Below are 18,664 nucleotides of genomic sequence, written 5' to 3'. Positions count from 1 at the left end.
TTTTTCTTTAGCTTGACATACTTATAATTTTTTTCCTAAGCACCCGCAAGGACATGTTCATATCGTTCACGTCTTTCAATTATAAAAATAAAATACCCTAAGATATTTTTACTTTTATCTTGAATTTATTACCTAAGAACTGGGGTAGCTGGATTCGAACCAACGCATGAGGGAGTCAAAGTCCCTTGCCTTACCGCTTGGCTATACCCCAATAGTGATATGGAGAGAGAGGGATTCGAACCCCCGAACCCGAAGGAGCGGATTTACAGTCCGCCGCGTTTAGCCTCTTCGCTATCTCTCCGACAATCAACAAAGTCTATTATATCATGAAAATTTACAAAAAACAAGCACTATTTTGCTAAATTGTAGTTTTCAATCAATACTTCTACAGCTTTTTCAAGTTTCTTGTAAAAACTATCGACATTTCCGTTCTTAATAATGGCAAATTGGTTATCTAATTCGGCAATTTCACCAATAATCTTTTTCCCAATTGTTAAAGTATAACCATCATATTTTTCTTTCCCAACTAATACAGTTGCATCAGTTAATTGGATTTCAATTTTTTTATCTTTTTTACTCATACCCTACCTCTTTTCATGTTTTCTATTGTACAAGAAATTCCTTAATCTAGCAAGAAAAAACTCTATATCAGCTGTTACAACCGCTATAGAGTTTCTTACATATTTAGTCTTTTAGTCGACCTTTACAATCCAACCTTCTGGTGCTTCAATGTCACCAAATTGGATACCTGTCAATTCATCGTATAGTTTACGAGTCACTGGGCCAACCTCTGTTTCACTGTAGAAAACATGGAAGTCGTCACCGTGTTGGATTCCTCCAATTGGAGAGATGACTGCTGCAGTTCCGCAGGCACCTGCTTCTACAAATCGATCCAGACTATCAATTGGTACATCCCCCTCAACAGGTTTCAAGCCCAATCGATGCTCTGCCAAGTAAAGTAATGAGTACTTGGTAATCGATGGCAAAATTGACGGACTCAATGGCGTTACAAACTCATTGTCAGCTGTAATCCCAAAGAAGTTAGCCGAGCCTACTTCTTCAATCTTGGTGTGGGTTGAGGGATCTAGATAAATAACATCTGAGAAATGACGGGATTTAGCCATTTTTCCTGGTAAAAGACTGGCTGCATAGTTACCACCGACCTTGGCAGCCCCTGTTCCATTTGGTGCTGCACGGTCATACTCATCTTGAATCAAGAAGTTTGTTGGAACCAATCCACCCTTAAAGTAATTTCCAACTGGCATAGCAAAGATGGTAAAAATATACTCCTCAGCTGGTTTTACCCCAATGATATCTCCAACACCAATCAAGAGTGGACGGAGGTAGAGGGTTCCACCAGTTCCATAAGGTGGTACATATTCCTCATTAGCACGAACAACTGCTTTACAAGCCTCTACAAACATTTCTGTTGGAACTTGTGGCATCAAGAGACGATCACAAGTACGTTGCAGACGTTTAGCATTTTCATCTGGACGGAAGAGTTGAATACTACCATCCTTGGTACGATAGGCTTTCAATCCTTCAAATGCTTGCTGTCCATAGTGGAGACTTGGAGATGATTCTGAAATATGCAAGGTTGCATCTTCTGTTAATTCTCCTTGTGTCCATTGTCCATCTTTAAAATAAGCGATATAACGATAAGGTAGTTTCAGATAGGAAAAACCGAGATTTTCCCAATCAATCGTAACTGTCATGACAATCTCCTTTATTCTAATCAGGCTTTGTGTTCTATTCTACACTATTCTCCTAAAAATTCAAGTATTATTTGTAATTTTCTGAAAATTTTACTTCTAAAAAATCAGTCACTAGGACTGATTTTTAATTTTCTTTGTCTTCTTTAAGGACTTCTTTGAGATAAGCATCAAACACTTCTTCATCAGAAATAGTGTCTGATATGAAACTTCCATTGCTTGTACGCTCTGATAGATTCAAATCTTGTAGGATTGCTTCATAAATCGTTCCATTATTTGATTGGATGACAAGAGTTTGTTCTCCATCTTCTGCTTCTGTACTAAAGAGATCTCCGATAAATCCTTGTTCTGAGACTGCTCCAGCCAGGAAGACACGATGTGGCTTGTTCTTCAATTCTCTAAGAACTTGAAGACCACGCTTAGCACGACTGGTTGCTGGAATTTCCTCTGTTGAAACACGTTTCAAACTTCCACGTTGCGTTAACAGATAGAAGGATGAAGTATTGCAGATAAAGGCAGATTGAAGCTCATCATCTGCTTTCAAGTTCATGGCTTTGACCCCTGCAGCCTTAGCTCCGACAACTGGAACCTCTTCGATATTAAAGCGAAGAGCATAGCCATTTTTACTGATTAATAGAACATCATCTAGCTTGATTGGTGCTACTGCTACAATCTGGTCACTATCGTCCTTCAACTTAGCGAACTTAACAGATTTAGAACGGTAGGTTCTCCATGGAGAGAATTCTTTACGTTCTACACGTTTGATTTGTCCAAGGCGAGTCGCTGCAAAGTAGGTTGTCGCATCGTCAAACTGATTCACAACTTCAACATAGAGCACTTCTTCATTGGTTTCAAAGTTTGTAATCGTTTGGCTCAAGTGCTCCCCGATATCCTTCCAACGAATATCTGACAATTCATGGATAGGGCGGTAGATGACATTTCCTAGGGTTGTAAATATCAAGAGATGTTGAGTTGTTTTAACTGATTGTACAAATAGTAATCGGTCGTCATCTCGTTTCCCAATCTCCTCTAAGGTCGAAGCTGCGAAAGAACGAGGACTAGTACGCTTGATGTAACCTGCTTTCGTCACGCTGACGTAAGTATCTTCTTCAGCGATTAGACTAGCTGTATCAATCTCGATGACTTTTGCTGTATCTTCTAAAGTACTCAAACGTGGAGTCGCAAATTTCTTCTTGACCTCACGGAGTTCTTTCTTCATGAGATTGTACATGGTTCGTTCGTCACCGATGATAGCCGCAAGCATAGCAATCTTCTCACGAAGTTCTGCTTCTTCTTCTTGCAAGACAACCACGTCTGTATTGGTCAAACGATACAGTTGCAAGGTAACGATAGCTTCTGCCTGTTCTTCCGTAAATTCATAGCTGACCTTAAGGTTTTCCTTGGCATCAGCCTTGTTCTCAGAAGCACGAATAAGGGCAATAACCTCATCCAAAATCGAGATAACGCGAATCAAACCTTCCACGATATGGAGACGTTTTTCAGCCTTTTCCTTGTCAAAGCGAGAACGCGCCAAGATCACTTCACGACGGTGGGCGATATAACTAGACAAGATTGGCACAATTCCAACCTGACGAGGGGTGAAATTGTCAATCGCAACCATGTTAAAGTTGTAGTTGATTTGTAAGTCAGTGTACTTGAAAAGATAGTTTAGAACAAGTTCCGTGTTCGCATCTTTTTTGAGTTCTATAGCGATGCGAAGACCATCACGGTCAGACTCATCACGAACCTCAGCGATACCTGCCACCTTGTTATTGACACGGACTTCATCGATTTTCTTGACCAAGTTAGCCTTATTGATTTCATAAGGAATCTCAGTGATAACGATTTGTTCCTTACCACCTTTAAGCTTCTCAATTTCCGTCTTAGAACGAACAACCACGCGCCCTTTACCAGTTTCATAGGCTTTCTTAATCTCATCACGGCCTTGGATAATGGCACCTGTAGGGAAATCTGGCCCAGGCAAGAATTCCATCAACTTATCGACCTTGGCAGTCGGATGATCAATCATGTAGACTGTAGCATCAATAACTTCAGCCAAATTATGCGGTGGAATATCTGTGGCATAACCAGCTGAAATCCCGGTTGAACCATTGACTAAGAGGTTTGGAAAGGCTGCTGGTAAGACAGTTGGTTCTTTCTCGGTATCGTCAAAGTTCCAAGCAAAAGGAACTGTCTTTTTCTCGATATCCTGAAGAAGGTAGCCTGCAATCTCAGACAAACGGGCCTCAGTATAACGCATAGCCGCAGGCGGATCTCCGTCCATTGAACCGTTGTTACCATGCATTTCAACTAGAATCTCACGGTTTTTCCAGTCCTGAGACATACGAACCATGGCATCATAGATAGAAGAATCTCCGTGTGGGTGGAAATTACCCATGATGTTCCCGACAGACTTGGCGGATTTACGGTAACTCTTGTCAAAAGTATTGCCATCCTTATTCATCGAATAAAGAATACGGCGTTGAACCGGCTTCAATCCATCACGAATGTCTGGCAAAGCCCGGTCTTGAATGATATATTTGGAGTAGCGACCAAAGCGCTCCCCCATGATGTCCTCAAGGGACATATTTTGGATATTACTCATATAGGATACAAAGCCCGTGAAATACAAAGTGAAAATAGGAAATTCTTGCAGTGAGCGATGCTCACAAGAGAATTTATCTTTTTCACACAGTATTTAGGGCGTGTTCAACTCCTTTCAAAGAATGTAGAGTAGTTTTTACAGAGTAAAGGAAATTAGTTACCCTCAGTAACCAAACGTCCCTTTCCGTAGTTTAATCTTTTAAGTTTCGTTCTTTATTTTTTTAATGATTTAGAAGTTTTTCTTTAGCATACTCAATAATCTTCTCAGCTACTTCCCTATCATAGTCAAAGCCCATCTTTTGGGCAAGGATTTGAGATTCTTGGTGGAAAATTTGCATCGTAGCCAATAAAGACTGAATGATTTTGTCTAAACTCGAGAAATCAAGTAGATTTGAGAATTCCTTCTTCTTCTCAGCAGGCAAGTAATTAAAGAGGTACTTGTAGTTTTTACCGATATCGACCTTTCCCCTATCACTTGCCACCTGCCAAGCTAAGATTTTCAAGAGTTCTTGCTGGCAAATACTGTAGAGATGATCCGTCGCATAGATGACTTGCTTACGACAAATCCCTTTGACTACGTAGGCTGACACCCACCAAAATTCATTGCAGGCTTTTTCAAAATCTATCGCACTAGCTGGGCTTGTCCAAAAACGTTGAGGACTTGGAAAGTAGGGTTCAAATAAACCCTTCTTATCTTCTAAAACAGTGAACCCTGCTTCACTATCCACCCACTCTTGAATATACTCCGTAGGACAGAGGGTCAAATCAATCCGATTTCCATCTTCAAATAGCATCAGATAAAGTCGACGGTTGCCTAGGAGATTATGTTGCTCAATGATACGTGTGCCAAATTGGTCTAACCAAGCAAGGTCACTCGTCAAATTATCTAAGTCGTCCACGACATAAACAACATCATAGTCTTGAAACTCGTCTTTTGGAGCTTGTGAATTTGTCCGCGAACCGGACATGGCGACAGCATCAACCTGTAGCACTTTTGCGGTTTGCAAAATCACATCAAACATCTCGGTTTCAGTTCTCATGGGAATACCTGCCTTTTTAGTGGAAACTCTTGATTCTGTATAGGACATGTCTATAAAGCGGACTGTCTGCTGGAACTTTTTCATCATCAAATTCTTTGACAAATTCCATGCTCAGTTTTTGCATGACTTTTTGCGAAAGTTGATTGAGTAAGGATATAAAAGAGTAAACTTTTGACAAGCTAGCTTGCTGAAAAGCAAAGTCTAGACAGGCTTGGGCAGCCTCCGTCGCATAAGCATCTTGGCTAGTTCAAGCGAATCTGTCAGACCCAGTTTGTTGTCAAGCGTCATTGGCTGTCTCCTTTCATTCAGATTTTCTAAATCCTGTACCAACAGGCTTAAAACTTATTGCCCGATAAAAGCCATCTGCTTCAGATATTAATTCAATCCGTGTCAAAGGATATTTTTTGTGGATCTCCTCAATTAGCTGCTGTCCCAGTCCTTTTCTGCGGTGGGATTTATCAATAATTATTTCAGCTAAAAAGGTCGTCAGCACTTCATCCGTCAGATAACGGACAAAGCCGAGGATTTTCTGGTCCTCTTCAAGCACCAAGTAATGAGACAGATTTGTTGAAAATAGAGATGTCACTTTTTCCTCTGTAAAAGAAAGCCATTTTTCACTTTGATAAAGGCTATAAATAGCTTGACAATCTTTTCTGCTTGCAGGTCTGATAATCATCTTCTATTCCTCCAAATCTGTCAGACTTAATTAACACTCCCCACTGCTTCCGTTACCTTCATGGCAGGTTTGCGTTTTTTATAGCGACAACGGATAGCGTTGAGATGGTCAGTCGCATAGATGACTTGCTTATGACAAATTCCTTTGACAACGTAGGCTGACACCCACCAAAATTCATTGCAAGTTTTTTCAAAATCCGTCTTACTAGCTGGGCTTATCCAGAAACGCTGATGACTAGGAGAATAAGACTCAAACAAACCCTTCTCATCTACTAAAACTGTGAATCCTGCCTCACTATCCACCCACTCCTTGATATGCACTTTAGGACATAGAGTCAAATCAATACGGTTACCATCTTCAAAGAGCATGAGATAGAGACGGCGACGTCCCAACCTAACCTCTTGCTTAATCATACGTTTACTAAACTGGTCTATCCAAGATAAATCTGAAATCAGTTCGTCCAGATTCTCTACGAGATAAACAACATCATAGTCTTGAAATTCATCTTTTGGAGCTTGACCATTGGTTCTAGAACCCGATAGAGCCATGGCTTCGACTTTTAAGGTCTTCGCAACTTGCAAGAGCAAATTTAGTATTTCTGTTTCAGTTCTCATCTATGTCACCGTCGTTTGAAATTAAGCCAGGGATAGGAACATCTTCTTGCTTTTGTTGTTGAAGATTCTGCACTCTTTTTCTTTCAAGTTCTCCAAAGATAAATTGAATGATAGAACTGATCCCAAAAAGTGGTAATAGAAATAGAATTCCCATTTCTTCAGTCAGCATTAAAAAGAGAAAGTTAATAATCGAAAATATTGCTAAAAACCAGGCATTTACTCTTAGAAGATTTGAATATGCACTAGGATAATGTATGATATGTTTATTGCTCTTATAAATAGCTGTGAATCCAAAAGCAAGGCTCACTGGTGTAAAAATATAAAAGTCAAAAACATAGAAGAGCAAACCTGCATAAGGATTAGACCTAAAAGGATTATCAAATAAAAAGACACCTGTGGTTACTATAGTTAATAGTAAGAATTCAAGAAAGCGAATTTTTTCAGGTTTTCCTGGTTTAGCAATCATATACGTAACTGCGCCTAGTAACAGGACTATCACAAGAAAAGGAGTATCAAACAATAAACTGATCATGATTTACACATCTTTTAAAGAGCTAAGATTAAGAAATATAGACGATTTTTCAGATTAATCCTTGAGCTTGGCGCCATTTTTCATAGGTTTCAAGATCAGTTTTAACCATTGTCATACAAAGTCCTACAACAGCCATATCATCCAAGTAACCTGCTAGAGGGATAAAATCAGGAAAAATATCAATAGGAGCAAGGAAATAAATAAGTGCACTTAAAATAGCTAAAATAGTCCCATAAGGAACCGTGGTGTATTTCCCTTGAACATAATTTTTCACTAAAGAAATCATGACTGGGATCATCGAAAATTTCTTTCCAACAAATGGCATATCGTTAAATTTTTGCTCCAAACGATACAAAAAATCATCTAATTCATCTTTATCATTTAATAATGCCTCAGATTGCGCATAGCCACTTTCGAGAGCTTCCTTTACTTGCTCTTCACTAAGATTTTCAGACATATTTGGTCCTCCATTTGTATTTCTTTATAGTTTTTAAAACACTGTCGCTTCTTCCAAGGTAAACTTGACATTGTCTTCAATCCACTTACGGCGTGGTTCGACCTTGTCCCCCATGAGGACATTGACGCGACGTTCTGCTCGTGCTAGATCTTCGATTGTGACACGGATGAGGGTGCGCGTTTCTGGATTCATGGTTGTTTCCCAGAGTTGGTCCGCATTCATCTCACCAAGCCCCTTGTAGCGTTGGAGGGTTGCACCTTTACCAAACTGCTTACGTAGTTCTTCTAGCTCACCATCCGTCCAAGCGTAGGCCACTTCTTCTTTCTTACCTTTCCCTTTTGACATCTTGTAAAGAGGTGGAAGGGCGATATAAACATGACCAGCCTCAACTAGTGGACGCATATAGCGGTAAAAGAAGGTTAAGAGAAGTGTTTGAATGTGGGCACCATCGGTATCCGCATCGGTCATGATAATGATCTTGTCATAGTTGGCATCTTCAAGTGAGAAATCTGCTCCAACACCAGCACCGATGGTATAAATCATGGTATTGATTTCTTCATTTTTCAGGATATCTGCCATCTTGGCCTTGGCTGTATTGATAACTTTACCGCGAAGTGGCAAGATAGCCTGGAACTTGCGGTCACGACCTTGTTTGGCAGATCCACCGGCAGAATCACCCTCGACTAGGTAGAGTTCATTCTTAGCTGGATTTTTAGACTGGGCTGGGGTTAATTTACCAGAAAGCAAGCCCTTGTCTTTCTTATTCTTTTTGCCATTTCGGCTCTCATCACGCGCCTTACGTGCTGCTTCACGGGCATCACGAGCCTTGATAGCTTTACGAATCAGATTTGAAGCTAGTTCCCCATTTTCCATGAGGAAGAAAGTCAATTTATCAGCTACAATCCCATCTACAACCGGACGAGCTAGTGGACTTCCTAGTTTATCCTTGGTCTGTCCCTCAAACTGCAAATGTTCTTCAGGAACCAAGATAGAAAGAACGGCCGCTAATCCTTCACGGTAATCGGATCCTTCAAGATTTTTATCCTTTTCCTTGAGAAGACCCGTCTTACGTGCATAGTCGTTCATGACTTTGGTAATGGCAGACTTAAGCCCTGTCTCATGCGTTCCACCGTCCTTGGTACGAACGTTATTGACAAAGGACAAGATGTTATCTGAAAATCCATCGTTATACTGAAGGGCTACTTCCACTTGGAAACCATTGTCTTCCCCTTCAAAGTAGAGAACTGGTGTCAAGGTTTCCTTGTCTTCGTTGAGGTAGGAAACAAAGTCCTGCACCCCATTCTCATAGTGGAACTCGATTGACTCGTCTGTTCGCTTGTCCGTTAATGACAAGGTTACATTTTTCAAGAGAAAGGCTGACTCATTGAGACGCTCTGAAATGGTATTGTACTTGAAGTCTGTCGTAGAAAAGATACTAGCATCCGGCATAAAGGTCACTTTGGTACCTGTTTTAGACTTAGGTGCCGTTCCAACCTTTTCAAGAGTTGTTACTGGCTTCCCACCATTTTCAAAACGCTGCCTATAAACCGTTCCATCACGAGTAATTTCTACTTCCAGCCAACTAGAGAGGGCATTGACGACAGAAGAACCAACTCCGTGGAGACCACCAGAGGTCTTGTAACCACCTTGACCGAATTTTCCTCCAGCGTGGAGAATGGTAAAGATGACCTCAACCGTTGGAATCCCCATAGCGTGCATACCAGTTGGCATCCCACGCCCATGGTCTTGAACCGTTAAACTACCATCTTTATTAATCGTTACATCAATACGATCACCAAATCCAGATAAGGCTTCATCAACTGCATTGTCGACAATTTCCCAGACTAGATGATGGAGACCAGCACCATCGGTCGATCCGATATACATCCCTGGACGTTTACGGACCGCATCCAACCCTTCTAGCACCTGAATGGCGTCATCATTATAATTGTTAATATTGATTTCCTTTTTTGACACAAGGAACCTCCTATTTGTTCATCTTTTCTATTTTACAGGTTTTCTAGGAATTTTGCAAAGCTTTTCTAGTTAAAAAGCCTATTCCCAAGTCCTTTTTAGCAATAAATCGTCCATCTTCACCAAAAAAAGAAACCAAGACAAAATCTTAGTTTTCTTTTCCTTTAATTTGGCTAGTAGCCACATCTTCGCCAAACCATTTCTGGCTGATTTCTTGGAATTTTCCTTCTTGATAGAGCTCGACAAAAGCTTTATTCAAATTTGCTAACAAGGTCTTATCAGCTGGTCTTACTCCAACTGCAAAGGATTCACTCTCAAAACCAGCTGGGAAAATCTCATATTGGTCCAAGATTCCTTCAGTTTTAAGATAATAGTTGGCATAAACACGGTCAATTAGAAGGGCATCAATCCGGTCATTTTGTAAGTCAATCAAGGCTTCATTAAAACTTTGATATTGGTTGGCTTTTTGATCTTTTACGATATTTTTCAAAAGGTCAGGTTGCGCTTCAAAGTCCAGATAACCCGAAGAACCGGCCTGAGCACCTAAAACTTTACCTGCCATATCAGACACTGATTGGATATTTTGTGATTTCTTAGAGACAAGAACTTGCTGATTTTCCATGTAAGGAATAGTAAAGGCTACTTTCTCACGACGTTCATCCGTCGCGGAATATCCATTCCAAATTTCATCAATGGTGCCATTTTGAAGTTCGGTTTCCTTCATATCCCAATCGATGGGTTGAAACTGTACCTTGAACCCAAGTTTTTCAGAAACGGCTTGGGCTAAATCAATATCAAATCCAGCATATTGCCCATTCTTTTCTTCAAAACCCATGGGAACAAAGGTATTGTCAAATCCGATTGTAATTGTACCCTGTTCTTGGTATTTTTCCCAATTATCGACTTTGGGATCACTAGCTTTTTGAGTGCATCCTACTAGGAAAAAAGCAAGGAAGAATACCAAAACAAGGCTGATTTTCTTTCGATTCATAGACACCTCCTACTTAGGCTCTACTTTGAGAATTTGGTCAGCGATATTCTCTGCAAACTGGAGATCGTGGGTTACGACAATTTGAGTCATACCTAATTCTCGATTTTGTAAAATGAGTTTTTCAACTTCGAGACGCAACTCTGGATCAAGGGCAGAAGTTGGTTCATCATACCCAATCACTTCTGGATCTATCATCATTGCACGTGCTAAGGCAACACGTTGCTTTTGACCACCAGATAAGGAGTATGGATAGGCATCTGCGTGCGCTTCAAGACCTAAACGAGTTAGTAATTCTACCGCCTTCTTCTTAGCATCTGCTTCAGACATCCCCATAGTTTTGATTGGCGACAAAATCAAGTTCTCCATAACGGAAAGGTGCGGAAAGAGCTGAAAATCTTGAAAAACAAATCCTAACAAGTGTCGTTTTTCAAGTTCATCCAAAGGTAACGATTCTCCATTATAAAAAATCTCACCTGAATCAATAGTCTCAAGTCCAGCTAACATTCTAAGTAAGGTTGTCTTTCCACCACCAGAAGGTCCAACGATGGCCAAAATCTGCTTTTCAGGAATTGTTAAACTGAAATTGGATAAAATTTCTTTTTTTCCAAATTTTTTGCTGATATTTCTTAACTCTAACATGGATAACCTCCTATCTATAGTAGCTGAACTTTTTCTCAAGTTTCTTAGCTAGGATTGTAACAACGCCAATCATTAGAAGATAGATAGCTCCCGCTAGAAACATCGGAATCAAACTAGCATCACGATTGGCCGCAGTTCGACTGGCTAGGATTAAATCTGAAATACCGAGTGCGTATACCAAAGAAGTATCTTTAACCAAACTCATAACTTCGTTAAATACACTTGGCAAAACAATCTTGGTCACTTGTGGCAAGATAATATAGCGGACGGTATCGATAGGTTTGAATTTTAAAACCTTAGCTGCTTCATATTGCCCCTGAGGAATGGTTGCAATTCCTCCACGGAATATTTCTGCAAAATAAGCTGCATAATTAAGCGTAAAGGCAATAATGGCTGCTGGTACTCGGTCAAGACGAATTCCGATACTTGGTAGGACATAATAAATAAAAATCAACTGCAAAAGTAAGGGTGTTCCACGCATCACCCAAATATAAACATCAATCATGTAATGGAGGGGTTTCCAATGCACCTGTAAGCAAAAGGCAACCAAAATGCCTAAAGGGATTGAAAAAAGTAAGACCAGTGCAAAAACTTGTAAAGTCATTGTCGCACCGCTCAATAAACTTGGTAATATCTCAAATAAGTAAGACATATTCCACCTCCTAAAAATAATTGTTCCTATTATAGCATAAATAAACACAAAATCAAGTTTTTCAGAAACTTTCATGAATTTTTAAAACTTTAGACTTGATTTCCAAATAATCATACTATTCATTTAAAACTTTTTCTACTTATAAAATTATCAGATGTCACAAGTGGTGAAAAGATTCAGTTTCGTTTCTCTCCTATTTCATGGTATAATAGAAACATGATGACAATAGTATTATTAATTTTAGCTTATTTATTAGGTTCAATCCCTTCAGGACTGTGGATTGGACAAATCTTCTTTAACATCAATCTAAGAGAACATGGATCTGGTAATACTGGAACGACCAATACCTTCCGAATCCTAGGCAAGAAAGCTGGAATGGCAACCTTTGTAATTGATTTCTTTAAAGGTACTTTGGCCACTCTACTTCCACTCATCTTCCATGTACAAGGAGTTTCACCAATCGTCTATGGGCTTTTAGCAGTCATTGGCCACACCTTCCCAATCTTTGCCAAATTCAAGGGTGGCAAGGCTGTCGCTACCAGCGCAGGAGTTATTTTTGGATTTGCTCCTCTCTTTTGCCTCTACCTTGCAGTCATTTTCTTTGGAATCCTTTATCTTGGAAGTATGATTTCTCTCTCGAGTATCTCTGCTGCTATTGCTGCGATTATTGGAGTCCTTCTATTTCCTCTCTTTGGATTTATCTTGAGTAGTTATGACCTACTTTTTACTTTAATTATTATTGGTCTTGCAAGTCTAGTAATTGTACGCCACAAGGACAATATCAAACGGATCCAAAATAAAACAGAAAATCTCATTCCTTGGGGACTTAACATAACACACCAAGAACCAAAAAAATAAAACGTCAGTTTCAACTGACGTTTTTTTATGCTATTTAGACTTGATATAGTTGATACCATCTGCCTTCGGCGCAACAGCTTTACCAAAGAAGGCAGCGAGGACGACAATAGTCAAGAGATATGGTGCGATTTGCAAGTAAACGGCTGGAACTCCTTGCAAGAAAGGAAGTTGAGAACCGATAACTGCCAAACTTTGTGATAGTCCAAAGAAGAGACTTGAAAGCATAGCACCAACAGGATTCCATTTACCAAAAATCATAGCTGCAAGAGCGATAAATCCAGGTCCAACGATCGTCGTAACTGAGAAGTTAACGGAAATTGACTGAGCGTAAATAGCTCCACCGATTCCTCCAAGGAAACCTGAAATCACAACTCCAAGATATCTCATCTTGTAAACATTGATCCCCAAAGTATCTGCTGCTTGTGGGTGTTCACCAACTGAACGAAGGCGAAGCCCAAAGCGAGTCTTAAAGAGGATAAACCAAGCTAGGAATGAGAAAGCAATTGCTAGGTAACCTAGTAGACTAGTTGACTTGAAGAAGATATCTCCGATAACAGGAATATTAGCTAATACCGGAAAGTCAAAACGCCCAAAAGTTTGCGTTAAGTTATCGGTTTGTCCCTTATTATAAAGCACCTTTACCAAGAAGACTGCCAAGGCTGGCGCCATCAAGTTAAGTACGGTACCACTGACAACATGGTCTGCGCGGAAATGAACTGTAGCTACTGCGTGAATGAGCGAGAAGATAGCTCCAACTAATCCACCAACCAGGAGAGCCAACCAAGGAGTTAGTGCTCCCAAATCTTGTGCAAATTCAAGGTTAAAAACAACTCCAGAAAAGGCACCCATGACCATGATTCCTTCAAGACCAACGTTAACAACTCCACCACGTTCGGAGAAAACTCCTCCGATACTTGTGAAAATAAGTGGTGCTGCATAAATCAACATTGAAGAAACCATAAGGGTTAACATTGTTGTAATCGACATCCTTATTTACCTCCTTTAAGTTGTTTTCTTGGTTTGACAAAGCGTTCGATAATGTAGTGAACGCTGACAAAGAAGATAATTGAGGCTGTAACGATACTTACAAGCTCAGATGGTACTTGTGCAGCATTCATACCAGGAGCTCCAACTTGAAGAACACTGAAAAGGAAGGCTGCAAATAGAATTCCAACTGGTGAGTTTGAAGCAAGTAGACTTACTGCCATACCGTTAAATCCGATTGCTAATGATGAACCTTGAACATAGACGTTTTGGAAGGTACCAAGTCCTTCTACTGCTCCACCAAGACCTGCAAGGGCACCAGAAATAATCATTGATAGAATAATGGTACGTTTGGCTGAAATACCTGCGTATTCAGAAGCATTTGGATTGAGACCAACTGCACGGATTTCAAAACCGAGAGTTGTCTTCTTAAGCAAGAACCAGATAAGACCTACTGCAATAATAGCAAAGAAAATCCCGATATTCATACGAGAGTTTCCTGTTAACTCAGCAAGCCAAGGTGTTTGGTAAGTTGCATTGGCACTAACACGAATAGAAGAATCCGTACTCTGCATAATTTCTTTAGGGAAGTGGTGGATAAAGGCATTTCCCACATAAAGAACTATGTAGTTCATCATAATGGTTACGATAACCTCAGATGTCCCAAGGTAGGCTCTTAAAATACCAGGAATGGCACCAACAATTCCTCCCGCAACTAAGGCGATTACAATCGTTGCAAGAATCATCAATGGTCGTGGTAAATCCGGGAAAGAAAGAGCGAACCAGCCACTCATAACCCAGCCTGCGAGAGCTTGTCCTGGAAGTCCGACGTTAAAGAAACCAGCACGACTTGCAACTGCAAATCCAAGAGCAATCAAAATCAAAGGTCCCATGGCACGGAAGATTTCACCGATTCCTCGAACGCTACCAAAGGCGGTGTAGAACAGTTCTTCATAACCCCAGATAGCATCGTAACCGAAAATCCACATGACGATGGCTCCGAGTAGAATTCCTAAAATAACAGAAATCAAGGGAACCGAAATTTGTTGTAATTTTTTAGACATCACTCTTCTCCTTTTCCAATTCACCACCAGCCATCAAGACTCCAAGCTCTTGCTTGTTAGTTGTTTCTGGCGTTACAATCCCTTGAATCTTACCATCATGGATAACAGCAATTCTATCAGAGACATTTAGAATCTCATCTAGTTCAAAGCTGACTACGAGGACAGCTTTTCCATTATCACGTTCTTGAATCAAGCGTTTGTGAATGTACTCAATGGCACCGACGTCCAAACCACGAGTTGGTTGGCTGACGATGAGGAGATCAGGATTTCGATCAACTTCACGAGCGATAATTGCTTTTTGTTGATTTCCTCCAGAAAGAGCTGAGGCTGGAACGATCTCACTAGCAGCACGTACATCGAATTCTTGCATTAATTGCTTAGCGTACCCGATGATATTGGTGTAATTTAAGATTCCCTTCTTGCTAAGAGGTTCCTTATAGTAGGTTTGAAGAGCAATGTTCTCAGAAATCATCATTTCCAAGACCAAACCATCACGGTGACGGTCTTCAGGAACGTGGCCCACACTCATTTCTGTAATTTGGCGAGGGTGTAAACCTACGATAGACTGGCCTTTCAACTCCACACTACCAGACTCAATCTTACGGAGTCCAGTGATAGCTTGGATTAATTCTGACTGTCCATTACCATCAATCCCGGCAATACCGACAATCTCACCCGCTCGAACATCGAGAGAAAGATTTTTTACTGCAGGAACTCCACGGTTTTCATTGACTACCAAATCTTGAATTGATAGAACGACTTCTTTAGGTTGAGCTGCTTGCTTCTCTGTCTTAAAGGAAACAGAACGCCCTACCATCATTTCTGCCAAGTCAGCATTGGTTGCTCCTAAAATCTCTACTGTTTCAATAGATTTACCACGACGGATAACTGTAACACGGTCAGATACAGCACGAATCTCATCCAGCTTATGGGTAATCAAGATAATTGATTTACCTTCTTTGACCAAGTTCTTCATGATAGCCATCAATTCATCAATTTCTGATGGCGTTAAAACGGCAGTCGGTTCGTCAAAGATAAGGATATCAGCTCCACGATATAGTGTCTTTAGAATTTCGACACGTTGTTGAGCACCGACAGAGATGTCTGCTACTTTGGCGGTAGGATCCACAGCAAGACCATAACGATCCGATAGTTCGTTAATTTCTCGAGTTGCCCGAGCAATATCTAGGACACCATTTTTGGTTAATTCGCTTCCTAAAATGATATTTTCAGCAACAGTGAAAGCTTCTACCAACATAAAGTGCTGGTGAACCATTCCAATTCCTAGACTAGCTGCTTTTGACGGAGAGTCTAGTTTTACAACTTGATCGTTAACCACAATTTCACCACTAGTTGGTTCTAGAAGCCCTGCTAGCATGTTCATAAGAGTGGATTTCCCAGCTCCATTTTCTCCTAAAAGTGCATGAATTTCACCTTTACGAAGTTCAAGGTTAATCTTGTCGTTAGCAACAAATTCACCAAAAACTTTGGTAATTTCACGCATCTCAATGACATTTTCGTGTGTCATGTGCTCTTCCTTTCAGAGTTTTATTTTGTTTCAATAAAACCTGCTAAAGAAATTTAGCAAGCTCTATTGAGACAAAACCATTTGTCTCAATTCTTAAAGAAGCGGCCACTGGCCGCTTCCTAAGAAATGACTTCCTTCAATTATTTTTCAGGAACTTTGATGCTACCATCAAGGATTTTAGCTTTTGCATCTTCAACAGCTTTTTTACCTTCTTCAGAAAGGTTAGTTACTGCCAAGTCAACACCTTTATCCTTCAATGAGTAAACGATAACTTGACCACCAGGGAATTCACCTTTTTCAGCCTTGTTTGAGATATCTTGAACTGTTGTTCCAACTTGTTTCAATGTAGAAGCAAGTACGAAGTTAGCTTCTTTACCGTCTTTAGAAGTGTATTTACCTTCATCAACTTGGTCACGGTCTACACCGATAACCCAAACTTTTTCGTCTTCATTTTTACTTTCGTTCAATGATTTAGCTTCAGAGAAGACACCTGCTCCAGTACCACCAGCTGCTTGGTAGATAACGTCTGCACCTGCAGCGTATTGAGCCGCAGCGATTGTTTTACCTTTAGCGGCATCACCAAATGAACCAGCGTAGTCTACTTGTACTTTGATAGATGGGTCAACTGACTCAACACCAGCTTTGAAACCAGCTGCGAAACGAGAAATAACTTCAGATTCCATACCACCTACAAAACCAACTTGTTTAGTTTTTGTAGTTTTAGCAGCTGCTACACCAGCAAGGTAAGCTGCTTCGTTGTCAGCGAAAGTAACGCTAACAACGTTCTTTTGATCTTTAATCACATCGTCAATCAAAACATAGTTTTTATCTGCGTGTTCTTTTGCTGCTTCTTCAACAGCGTTATGAAGGGCAAAACCAACACCAAAGATTAAATTGTAGCTTCCAGCCGCTTGGTTCAAGTTGTTAGCGTAGTCAGCTTCACTTGTTGATTGGAAGTAAGTAAAGCCATTATCTTTTGAAAGATTGTGCTCTTTACCCCAAGCTTGAAGACCTTCCCAAGCTGATTGGTTAAATGATTTATCATCAACACCACCTGTATCTGTAACGATAGCTGCTTTAGTCTTCACATCAGAAGAAGATGAAGCTGCGTTACGAGAAGAGCGATTACCACATGCAGCAAGTCCAAATGCTGCTACTGCAACTAGACCAAGGCCTAGCCATTGTTTTTTGTTCATTACTGAACCTCCTAAATAAGATGCGCAACAAAGTTGCAAGTATGGATTGATTGGTCACAAGGACCTTGTCACTCAAGGAGTGACGCAGACTAATGCAAGTCTGTAAAGGAATATGGAAGTAATTCCCCGACCGTCATCTCGACCGTCGTTTTATCTTTGGCGACTAGAGTCACCTTTAGATCTGGTTTAAAAAATTCGACCATGACTTGGCGACAAGCACCGCAAGGCGAAATTGGTTTTTCAGTTTGACCATAGACAATCAATTCTGAAAAGTCTCGTTGTCCTTCAGAAACCGCCTTAAAGATTGCCGTCCTTTCGCCACAGTTGGTCAAGGGATAGCTAGCATTTTCAATGTTAACCCCTGTATAGATACTTCCGTCCTTGGCTACCAATACGGCACCAATTGGAAAATGTGAATAGGGTACATAGGCGTTTTTACTAGTTTCAATCGCTAAATCAATCAACTCAGTAGTCGCCATCAGCTAACTCTCCTTTTAAGATTGCTACACCAGAAGATGTCCCGATACGTGTAGCCCCCGCTTCAACAAAGGCAACAGCGTCTGCATACGAGCGAGCTCCTCCAGCAGCCTTGACACCCATATCAGGTCCGACTGTCTGACACATCAATTTAACATCTGGCAGCGTTGCGCCACCTGTTGAAAAACCTGTAGAAGTCTTAACATAATCTGCTCCTGCTTTTTGGGCTAATTGGCATGCCAAAACTTTTTCATCATCTGTCAATAAACAAGCTTCGATAATCACCTTAACAAGCTTATCTCCACTTGCCTCTACAACTGCTCGAATGTCTGATTCAACCAAGTCAGCATTCCCTGACTTGAGAGCTCCAACATTGATCACCATATCAATTTCATCTGCTCCGTTCAGGATAGCTTCTTTTGTTTCAAAAGCCTTGACTGCAGATGTTGTAGCTCCAAGAGGGAAACCTACAACTGTACAAACTTTGACATCTGTCCCCTGAAGACCAGAATGTGCGTAAGAAACCCAGCAAGGATTCACACAAACACTGGCAAAATCATACTCTTTTGCTTCAGATAACAAAGAATCAATTTGTTCTACTGTCGCATCTTGCTTCAAAAGCGTATGATCAATGTATTTATTTAATTTCATATCGTTTTTTCCTTA

At 40.5% G+C, this 18,664-nt stretch carries 18 protein-coding genes, 2 tRNA genes and 2 pseudogenes; 1 reads left to right on the top strand and 21 read right to left on the bottom strand.

Annotation, left to right across the window (positions count from 1 at the left end):
- Window positions 1–139: 139 nt before the first annotated feature.
- The 15 genes and pseudogenes from PAN07_RS03790 to PAN07_RS03720 form a co-directional block, all read right to left on the bottom strand.
- Window positions 140–211: transfer RNA gene (locus tag PAN07_RS03790), tRNA-Gln, on the bottom strand.
- Window positions 212–220: 9 nt separating this feature from the next.
- Window positions 221–301: transfer RNA gene (locus tag PAN07_RS03785), tRNA-Tyr, on the bottom strand.
- A gap of 49 nt (window positions 302–350) precedes the next feature.
- Window positions 351–581, bottom strand: coding sequence for a DUF2969 domain-containing protein (locus PAN07_RS03780; RefSeq protein WP_269797127.1), 231 nt, complete (start codon window positions 579–581; stop codon window positions 351–353).
- A gap of 111 nt (window positions 582–692) precedes the next feature.
- The gene (locus tag PAN07_RS03775) at window positions 693–1,715 is read right to left on the bottom strand and encodes a branched-chain amino acid aminotransferase (protein WP_269797126.1); all 1,023 of its coding nucleotides are present in this window, start codon (window positions 1,713–1,715) and stop codon (window positions 693–695) included.
- 124 nt (window positions 1,716–1,839) lie between these two features.
- Window positions 1,840–4,317: a DNA topoisomerase IV subunit A gene (gene parC / locus PAN07_RS03770; RefSeq protein WP_269797125.1), complete on the bottom strand. Its 2,478-nt coding sequence runs from the start codon at window positions 4,315–4,317 to the stop codon at window positions 1,840–1,842.
- 220 nt (window positions 4,318–4,537) lie between these two features.
- A complete protein-coding gene (locus tag PAN07_RS03765; protein WP_269797141.1) occupies window positions 4,538–5,356 on the bottom strand; it encodes an aminoglycoside 6-adenylyltransferase in 819 nt (272 codons plus the stop codon).
- Between the two features lie 16 nt (window positions 5,357–5,372).
- A pseudogene (locus PAN07_RS03760) lies at window positions 5,373–5,588 on the bottom strand (GNAT family protein); the annotation flags it as partial.
- Window positions 5,589–5,657: 69 nt separating this feature from the next.
- Window positions 5,658–6,032: a GNAT family N-acetyltransferase gene (locus PAN07_RS03755; protein ID WP_269797124.1), complete on the bottom strand. Its 375-nt coding sequence runs from the start codon at window positions 6,030–6,032 to the stop codon at window positions 5,658–5,660.
- Window positions 6,033–6,124: 92 nt separating this feature from the next.
- Window positions 6,125–6,646 (bottom strand): annotated as a pseudogene (locus tag PAN07_RS03750) (aminoglycoside 6-adenylyltransferase); the annotation flags it as partial.
- Window positions 6,636–7,112, bottom strand: coding sequence for a hypothetical protein (locus PAN07_RS03745; protein WP_269797123.1), 477 nt, complete (start codon window positions 7,110–7,112; stop codon window positions 6,636–6,638). The gene PAN07_RS03745 and the pseudogene PAN07_RS03750, both read right to left, overlap by 11 nt.
- Before the next feature lie 115 nt (window positions 7,113–7,227).
- A complete protein-coding gene (locus PAN07_RS03740) occupies window positions 7,228–7,635 on the bottom strand; it encodes a YkvA family protein (RefSeq protein WP_269797122.1) in 408 nt (135 codons plus the stop codon).
- Window positions 7,636–7,668: 33 nt separating this feature from the next.
- The gene (gene parE / locus PAN07_RS03735) at window positions 7,669–9,612 is read right to left on the bottom strand and encodes a DNA topoisomerase IV subunit B (RefSeq protein WP_269797121.1); all 1,944 of its coding nucleotides are present in this window, start codon (window positions 9,610–9,612) and stop codon (window positions 7,669–7,671) included.
- A 145-nt stretch (window positions 9,613–9,757) separates the two neighbouring features.
- Window positions 9,758–10,600, bottom strand: coding sequence for an amino acid ABC transporter substrate-binding protein (locus PAN07_RS03730; protein ID WP_269797120.1), 843 nt, complete (start codon window positions 10,598–10,600; stop codon window positions 9,758–9,760).
- 9 nt (window positions 10,601–10,609) lie between these two features.
- Window positions 10,610–11,239, bottom strand: a complete 630-nt coding sequence (locus PAN07_RS03725; RefSeq protein ID WP_016465680.1) for an amino acid ABC transporter ATP-binding protein — start codon at window positions 11,237–11,239, stop codon at window positions 10,610–10,612.
- Between the two features lie 10 nt (window positions 11,240–11,249).
- The gene (locus PAN07_RS03720; RefSeq protein WP_269797119.1) at window positions 11,250–11,891 is read right to left on the bottom strand and encodes an amino acid ABC transporter permease; all 642 of its coding nucleotides are present in this window, start codon (window positions 11,889–11,891) and stop codon (window positions 11,250–11,252) included.
- Window positions 11,892–12,107: 216 nt separating this feature from the next.
- Here PAN07_RS03720 and plsY point away from each other — a divergent pair, with 216 nt between their 5' ends.
- Window positions 12,108–12,749, top strand: coding sequence for a glycerol-3-phosphate 1-O-acyltransferase PlsY (gene plsY, locus PAN07_RS03715; protein ID WP_269797118.1), 642 nt, complete (start codon window positions 12,108–12,110; stop codon window positions 12,747–12,749).
- 30 nt (window positions 12,750–12,779) lie between these two features.
- Here plsY and PAN07_RS03710 read toward each other — a convergent pair whose 3' ends face one another.
- From PAN07_RS03710 to deoC, 6 genes are all read right to left on the bottom strand, one after another.
- Window positions 12,780–13,736 carry an ABC transporter permease gene (locus PAN07_RS03710; RefSeq protein ID WP_045615115.1) on the bottom strand — a complete coding sequence of 319 codons (957 nt, stop codon included), beginning with the start codon at window positions 13,734–13,736 and terminating at the stop codon, window positions 12,780–12,782.
- 2 nt (window positions 13,737–13,738) lie between these two features.
- A complete protein-coding gene (locus PAN07_RS03705) occupies window positions 13,739–14,797 on the bottom strand; it encodes an ABC transporter permease (protein ID WP_269797117.1) in 1,059 nt (352 codons plus the stop codon).
- Window positions 14,790–16,325 carry an ABC transporter ATP-binding protein gene (locus PAN07_RS03700; RefSeq protein ID WP_269797116.1) on the bottom strand — a complete coding sequence of 512 codons (1,536 nt, stop codon included), beginning with the start codon at window positions 16,323–16,325 and terminating at the stop codon, window positions 14,790–14,792. The genes PAN07_RS03705 and PAN07_RS03700 overlap by 8 nt, the downstream gene beginning before the upstream one ends.
- Before the next feature lie 140 nt (window positions 16,326–16,465).
- Complete coding sequence (locus PAN07_RS03695; RefSeq protein WP_269797115.1) at window positions 16,466–17,521, bottom strand: BMP family protein; 1,056 nt, start codon at window positions 17,519–17,521, stop codon at window positions 16,466–16,468.
- A gap of 89 nt (window positions 17,522–17,610) precedes the next feature.
- A complete protein-coding gene (locus PAN07_RS03690) occupies window positions 17,611–18,000 on the bottom strand; it encodes a cytidine deaminase (RefSeq protein WP_269797114.1) in 390 nt (129 codons plus the stop codon).
- Window positions 17,987–18,649 carry a deoxyribose-phosphate aldolase gene (deoC, locus tag PAN07_RS03685; RefSeq protein ID WP_269797113.1) on the bottom strand — a complete coding sequence of 221 codons (663 nt, stop codon included), beginning with the start codon at window positions 18,647–18,649 and terminating at the stop codon, window positions 17,987–17,989. The genes PAN07_RS03690 and deoC overlap by 14 nt, the downstream gene beginning before the upstream one ends.
- Window positions 18,650–18,664: the final 15 nt, after the last annotated feature.

It is taken from the genome of Streptococcus sp. SM5, assembly GCF_027497975.1.
The sequence above is the reverse complement of the archived record's forward strand: the minus strand, read 5'-3'. Positions and strand labels throughout refer to the sequence as shown.